The following is a 6,317-nucleotide window of genomic DNA, read 5'->3' on the forward strand; positions in this document are numbered from 1 at the left end:
GTAGCGGGTCATGGGACGTTCGTTCCGGCTGCCGATCTCGACCTCGTCGCCGTCGCGATAGATGATGGCCCGGAAGCCATCCCATTTGCCCTCGTAGAGCTGGCCGGGCGGGATCTTCTTCGCCGACTTGGCCAGCATCGGCGCCACCGGCGGCATCACAGGTAACTGCACGCAGGTCAATCTACCCGCGTCCGGTGTCAATCGCGCGTAGCCGGCGACGACGCGTCCGCGTCCCGGCTCGGGTCTCCGGCTCGGGTTCCAGCTCGGGTCTCGATTTCCTTACAGACACTCACCGCGTGGTCACGTCTTCACCCATCCGGCTGACTTTGGTGTCACCATGACGTATGGAACTGTTGAACGACGACACACCGCGTCGCCCGACACCCGGGGAGGTCCCCATGTCGTACAAGGTCGTCGTGCTGGTCGAGGAGCCGGTCACCAGTTGGGACGCTCGGCAGATCGTCGCCCTTCACGCGGATTTCTCCGACCCGATGCATTACTACGTGCTCATTCCAGTGGAAGACGCCGCCAGCCGGGTCGAGGCCACCATCGGCTCCCTCGCGGCGAGCGAAGTGATGGGAACCGCCGCGCTCTACCTGGATGAGAACGACCTCGAGCGGGTGCATGAGGAGATCCGGGCGGCCAGCCGGCAGGCTCTGGAGGCCTCCGTACAGGCCTTCAAGGAGTTCAACGTGCGGGTCACTGGCGAGGTCACGGCCACCGACCCGCTCGAGCGCCTCTACTCGCTCGTCCAGGAGTGCGGTGCTGCCGAGGTCATCATCCTCACCCGGCCGCACTTGGTCGCCGAGTTCTTCCACGTGGACTGGACCACTCGTGCACGGCGTAAGCTCAAGGTGCCGGTGCTGCATCTGCTCGCTCAGTCCGAGCCGGATTGGGAGTCGGAGGTGCGCAGTCAGAACGGCGACGACGCGGACACGTGAAGGACGAGGGAGACACGTGAGGCACGTAAGGTACCTGCAGTGAGCGAGCCGGCCTTTCTCGACGTCGGCGGACGTGAGGTCCGTGTGTCGAACCCGGACAAGGTGTACTTTCCCGAGCGAGGCTTCACCAAGCTCGACGTCGTGCAGTACTTCATCGCCGTCGGCGACGGGATACTCAACGCGTTGCGGGAGCGGCCCACCACGCTGGAGCGCTGGCCGTCGGGTGTCTTCGAGGGCGCAAAGCTGTCTACCCGGCAGGACAACAGGGGCGATGCCTTCTACCAGAAGCGGATACCGAAGGGTGCCCCGACATGGGTGGAGTCGGCGAAGATCGCCTTCCCCAGCGGGCGCCCCGCCGACGAGGTCTGTCCCACCGAGCTGGCCGTTGTGCCCTGGGCGGCGAACCTCGGCACGCTGACCTTCCACTCCTGGCCGGTGCGCAGGTCGGACACCGACCGGCCGGACCAGCTGCGCATCGACCTTGACCCGCAGCCCGGCACGGACTTCGCCGACGCCGTCAAGGTCGCGTGGGAGGTCCGCACCCTGCTGGCTGAGCTCGACATGGCGGGTTTCCCGAAGACGTCGGGTGGACGCGGGGTGCACATCTACGTGCCGATCGAGCCGCGCTGGGAGTTCACGGAGGTCCGGCGGGCCCTCATCGCGTTCGGGCGGGAGCTGGAACGTCGCATGCCGTCCATGGTCACCATGTCCTGGTGGAAAGAGGACCGCGGCGAGCGCATCTTCGTGGACTACAACCAGATGGCCCGGGACCGCACATTCGCCTCGGCCTACTCCATCCGGCCCAAGCCGCGAGCCACTGTCTCCGCCCCGCTCGACTGGGACGAGCTCGACGACGCGACGCCCGACGATTTCGACCTCGCCACGATGCCGGGACGGTTCGCGGAGGTGGGCGACCGGCACGCCGGTATGCATGACGACGCATATTCGATCGAGCCGCTGCTGGAGATGGCCGAACGCGACGAGCGCGACCACGGTCTCGGTGAACTCCCCTACCCGCCGGACTATCCCAAGATGCCCGGCGAACCGCCGAGGGTCCAGCCGAGCAGGGCGCGCAACTCCGAGACCGACGACGCCACATGACCGGCGACCCTCGGCCATGTGTCCGGCGCGGGTAATGTCGTCGGTATGCCGTACGAGGTAGAGAAGACCGACCAAGAATGGCGCGCCGAGCTTTCGCCGGAGGAGTACCACGTGCTCCGGCAGTCCGGCACCGAACGGGCCGGAACCAGCCCGCTGGAGCACGCCGACGACCGTCCCTACGTCTATCAGTGCCGAGCATGCGGCGCCGAGCTGTTCGAGACCGGCACGAAGTTCGACGCGCATTGCGGTTGGCCGTCGTTCTACTCCCCGCTCGCCGAGGACCGGGTCGAGTACATCGAGGATCGCGCTCTCGGCCAGGTCCGCACCGAGGTGCGGTGTGCGCGCTGCGGTTCCCACCTCGGGCACGTGTTCACCGGCGAGGGCTTCCCTACCCCGACGGACCAGCGTTACTGCATCAATGGAGTTGCCCTGCGGCGCGTCACCGCCGAGCCCAGCTGAGCGGCCGGGCGGCAACCGCACAATTCTCCGAGAGATGTGGCTTGATCGCCGTTACCCTTGCTCGTTGTGACCGCGGTATCCGGGCGTAAGCCGACAGACCTAGAGCTGCAAGGGCTGCTGCCCGGCCAGCTGGTCACGGAGCCCGACCCGGGACCGCATTGCGGCGGGCCTCGCCGGTCGGCCCGTGACTGGGTGGTCGACGTCCTCTGTTTCCTGATCGCCCTCGGTCTCGGTGCCTGGACCTTCGTCGATGTGCTGATCAACGACGGCTGGAGCGCGCTGCGGGTGCTCGATCTGGCCGCCGGGTCCGCCGCCTGTGTCAGCCTCTGGTGGCGACGGCGCTGGCCGGTTCACCTCGCGCTGGCGATCACGGCCGTGTCCACCTTCGCCACCTCCAGCACCGGTGCCGTGCTCATCGCGATCTTCACCGTCGCCGTGCACCGCAAGCTGGCCGTCACAGCCGTCGTCACGGCCGTCAACATCCTCGTCGGCATGCTGTACTTCGCGATCTATCCGGACGACGAGCTCCCGTATGCCGGCTCCGTCGCCTTCGTCGTCCTGCTCATCGTCGCCGTCGCGATGTGGGGCATGTTCGTCCGCGCACGACGCCAGCTCGTGCTGTCCCTGCGCGAACGGGCACGCCAGGCCGAGTCGGAGGCGCATCTGCGCGTCGAGCAGGGCAGGCATCGGGAACGTGAGCGGATCGCCCGGGAGATGCACGACGTCCTCGCACACCGCCTTTCGCTGCTCAGCGTCCACGCGAACGCTCTGGTGTATCGGCCGGACGCGCCCGCAGAGGACATCGCCCAGGCTTCCGGGATCATCCGGGACAGCGCGCACCAGGCGTTGCAGGACCTTCGCGAGGTCATCGGCGTGCTGCGTGCCCCCGCGGCAGATCCCGACGACGACGCCCCGCACCCCACTCTCGACGACCTCACCAGCCTGGTGGGCGAGAGCCGACAGGCGGGCATGCATGTCACGGTCGCCGACGACCGCGACCTCGCCGCCCACGAGGGCAACACGCACGAGAGCAACTCACAGCTACCGGCGGCGGTGGCCCGGTGCGCGTATCGCGTGGTTCAGGAGGGCCTGACCAACGCCCGCAAGCATGCCCGCGGCGCTCGCGTCACGATCACGCTGACCGGTTCGTCCGGCGACGGCCTCCAGGTCCGGGTGCACAACACAGCCCCATCCGGTCCCTCGTCTTCCGAGCGCATTCCCGGCGCCGGTACCGGGCTGGTGGGACTCAGCGAACGGGTGGAGCTGGCCGGCGGAACACTCCGGCGCGGGCCCACTGCCGACGGCGGTTTCGCGCTCTGCGCCGACCTCCCGTGGCCGGCGTAGCACCCGTGTCACACTTCCGTTTCACCTTGTTTCGGCACGGCCCTTTCGGGAACTAGAGCATCCGACATACCGGATCTCTGGCTCGCAAGGAGGCGGCAGCGATGCGAAAGGGCGGCAGGTGGTATGTGGCCCTGGGCGGAGCGCTCGTGCTGTTCGGCGCGGCGTGTACCCCGGGCGGTGACGACGACGGCGACGGAGACGGAGAAGGCGGCGGCGAGATCGTCTGGGCGCTCGGCGGCGCCGAAGCACAGCCCGGAGGGGTCCATCAGAGCGTTGCGGAGTTGTGGAACGACCAGAACCCAGACAACCCCGTGAGTATCGAGCAATTGCCGGAAGAGGCGGACCAGCAGCGCGAGCAGCAGGCACTCGAGTTGCAGGCCGAAGGTAGCAACTTCGACGTGCTGGGCATGGACGTGATCTGGACCGGTGAGTACTCCGAGAACGGCTGGGTCGAGAGCCTGGAAGACGTGCGGGGCGATATCGAAGGGGCATCGATTCCAGGCGCTTTCGAATCCGCTACGTGGGGCGGTGAGCTTTGGGCCGCGCCCTACAACACGAACGCTGGATTCCTCTACTACCGAACGGATCTCGTCGATCAACCCCCGGATACCTGGGAAGCCCTATGTGATCAGGGGATCGAGATCAGCCAGTCGGAAGACATCGGCAGCTTCATCGGGCAGGGTGCACGGTACGAGGGCTTCGTGGTGAACTGGCTCGAGTACTACTGGAGCGCCGGCGGTGAGCTCTACAACGAGGACCAGACCGAGGTCTTGTTCGACACCGATCTGGCCGTCCAAGCCACCGAATTCATGGCCAACGCGATCCAGGACAACTGCTACGCGCCCGGGTTCAACACGGCCCGTGAGGAAGAGGGCCGCAACGAGTTCCAGCAGGGCAACATCGCATTCCTACGCAACTGGCCGTACGTGTACTCGCAGGTCGCGGGCGACGACGGTAGCCCGGCGAATGGCAACTTCGATATCGCGCCACTTCCCACTTTCACGGGCGAAGGCACGGTCTCCGCGCTGGGCGGGTTCAACAACGCAGTGAGCGCGTTCTCGGACAACAAGGACGCGGCGACGGATTTCGTCGTGTGGGCGGCGACGAACGAGGAAGCCCAGACGATGCTGGCGACCGAGGGTTCGGTGCCACCAACCCTGGAATCCGTCTACGACCAGCTGACGGACGACCCGGTCATGCAGCTCCTCGGCGAGATCCTGCCCGACGCACGGCCGCGGCCGCCCGCGCCGCAGTGGAATCAGATCAGTGCGGAGATGCAGCAAACCTTGTTCCCCGCCGTCAACGGTGAGGCGGATGTCCAGGGCGCCGTCGAAAGCGTCCGCACGTATCTGGAAGGAACCCTCGAATAGGTCGGCCGCGATAACGAAAGGAGGCCATCGTGGCCGACGACCGTGTCACGTCAGACGTCGGCACCGAGTCTGCGTCTGATGACAAACCCCTGCGGCGCCGCCGAGGAGGGCTGTCGGAACGAGCCCTCGCCCGGCTGTTCGTCGCTCCGTCCCTGCTGTTGATGGCCGGCGTGGCGTTGTTTCCTGTGGTCTACGCCTTCGTGCTGAGCCTGTACGACTACACCAGGCGGCAGCGGACCGGATTCGCCGGGCTGGAGAACTACGCCGACGCTCTCGCGGACGATCGATTCTGGGACTCGTTGTGGTTCACGCTCCTGTTCACCGCCACGTCGGTGGCGGCCGAGTTCCTGATCGGCTTGGGATTCGCGCTGATCATGAACCAGGCGTTCCGCGGCAGGGGCGTGACGCGGGCGGCCATCTTGATCCCGTGGGTCATCCCCACGGTGATCGCCGCCCAGATGTGGTTCTTCATGTTCAATGTGACGCCCGGGTTCATCAACACCGTGTTCAACCTGGGCAACTTCAACTGGCTCGGACAACAGGGATGGGCGACCTTCGCCGTCATCTTCGCCGACGTGTGGAAGACAGCGCCGTTCGTGGCCCTGCTTCTGCTCGCCGGACTGCAGACGATCCCAAGCGAGATGTACGAAAGCGGCTTGGTCGACGGGGCCGGCGCGCTGCAGCGGCTGTGGTACATCACCCTTCCGCTGTTGCGCCCGTCGATCCTCGTCGCACTGCTGTTCCGGACGGTCGAGGCGCTACGCGTCTACGACCTGCCACAGGTCATGACCGGCGGGGCGTTCGACACCGAGTCGTTGTCGATTCTCGTCCAGCAGTTCGTCGTACGCACACCTGACCCGGGCTACGGCGCGGCGCTGTCGACGATCTCCTTCGTGATCATCCTCGCCATTGGCATGATCTTCGTCTCGCTCCTTGGACGGGCGCTCGTCCTTGAAAGGACCACTGAACGATGAGTGACGTCATCAGGTTCCAGGAACGGCGTCGCCATGGACGCCGCCGGCCCGGGCTCCGGCGGCTCAGAAGCGAGCGAGGGGCCGTCCGGGCAGGTTCGGCAGGAAGAACATGGGCCAAAGCAGGGCTG

General features: G+C 66.5%; 7 protein-coding genes. 6 read left to right on the top strand and 1 reads right to left on the bottom strand.

Going from position 1 to position 6,317, the window contains the following annotated elements:
- Positions 1-171: ATP-dependent DNA ligase (locus ELR45_RS42365; protein WP_476704142.1), on the bottom strand; the 171-nt coding region annotated here is incomplete at its 3' end.
- A gap of 227 nt (positions 172-398) precedes the next feature.
- On the opposite strand from ELR45_RS42365, the gene ELR45_RS28470 reads away from it, so the two are divergent.
- From ELR45_RS28470 to ELR45_RS28495, 6 genes are all read left to right on the top strand, one after another.
- Entirely contained in the window at positions 399-941 is a 543-nt protein-coding gene (locus tag ELR45_RS28470) for a hypothetical protein (protein ID WP_129669328.1), read from the top strand.
- 39 nt (positions 942-980) lie between these two features.
- Complete coding sequence (ligD, locus tag ELR45_RS28475) at positions 981-2,042, top strand: non-homologous end-joining DNA ligase (RefSeq protein ID WP_129669329.1); 1,062 nt, start codon at positions 981-983, stop codon at positions 2,040-2,042.
- 45 nt (positions 2,043-2,087) lie between these two features.
- A complete protein-coding gene (msrB, locus tag ELR45_RS28480; protein ID WP_129669330.1) occupies positions 2,088-2,501 on the top strand; it encodes a peptide-methionine (R)-S-oxide reductase MsrB in 414 nt (137 codons plus the stop codon).
- Positions 2,502-2,567: 66 nt separating this feature from the next.
- On the top strand, positions 2,568-3,845 hold the full coding sequence (locus ELR45_RS28485; RefSeq protein WP_129669331.1) for a sensor histidine kinase: 1,278 nt from the start codon (positions 2,568-2,570) through the stop codon (positions 3,843-3,845).
- A gap of 101 nt (positions 3,846-3,946) precedes the next feature.
- Positions 3,947-5,215, top strand: coding sequence for an ABC transporter substrate-binding protein (locus ELR45_RS28490; RefSeq protein WP_129669332.1), 1,269 nt, complete (start codon positions 3,947-3,949; stop codon positions 5,213-5,215).
- Between the two features lie 29 nt (positions 5,216-5,244).
- Positions 5,245-6,189 carry a carbohydrate ABC transporter permease gene (locus tag ELR45_RS28495; RefSeq protein WP_205857443.1) on the top strand — a complete coding sequence of 315 codons (945 nt, stop codon included), beginning with the start codon at positions 5,245-5,247 and terminating at the stop codon, positions 6,187-6,189.
- The last annotated feature ends 128 nt before the right edge of the window (positions 6,190-6,317 follow it).

The sequence above is a fragment of the Phytoactinopolyspora endophytica genome (assembly GCF_004138495.1).
Classification (GTDB): domain Bacteria; phylum Actinomycetota; class Actinomycetes; order Jiangellales; family Jiangellaceae; genus Phytoactinopolyspora; species Phytoactinopolyspora endophytica.

Excerpts from the sequence above, each read along its gene's own strand:
- ELR45_RS28470 (WP_129669328.1), top strand. The coding sequence starts at position 399 with ATGTCGTACAAGGTCGTCGTGCTGGTCGAGGAGCCGGTCACCAGTTGG.
- msrB (WP_129669330.1), top strand. The coding sequence starts at position 2,088 with ATGCCGTACGAGGTAGAGAAGACCGACCAAGAATGGCGCGCCGAGCTT.
- ELR45_RS28490 (WP_129669332.1), top strand. The coding sequence starts at position 3,947 with ATGCGAAAGGGCGGCAGGTGGTATGTGGCCCTGGGCGGAGCGCTCGTG.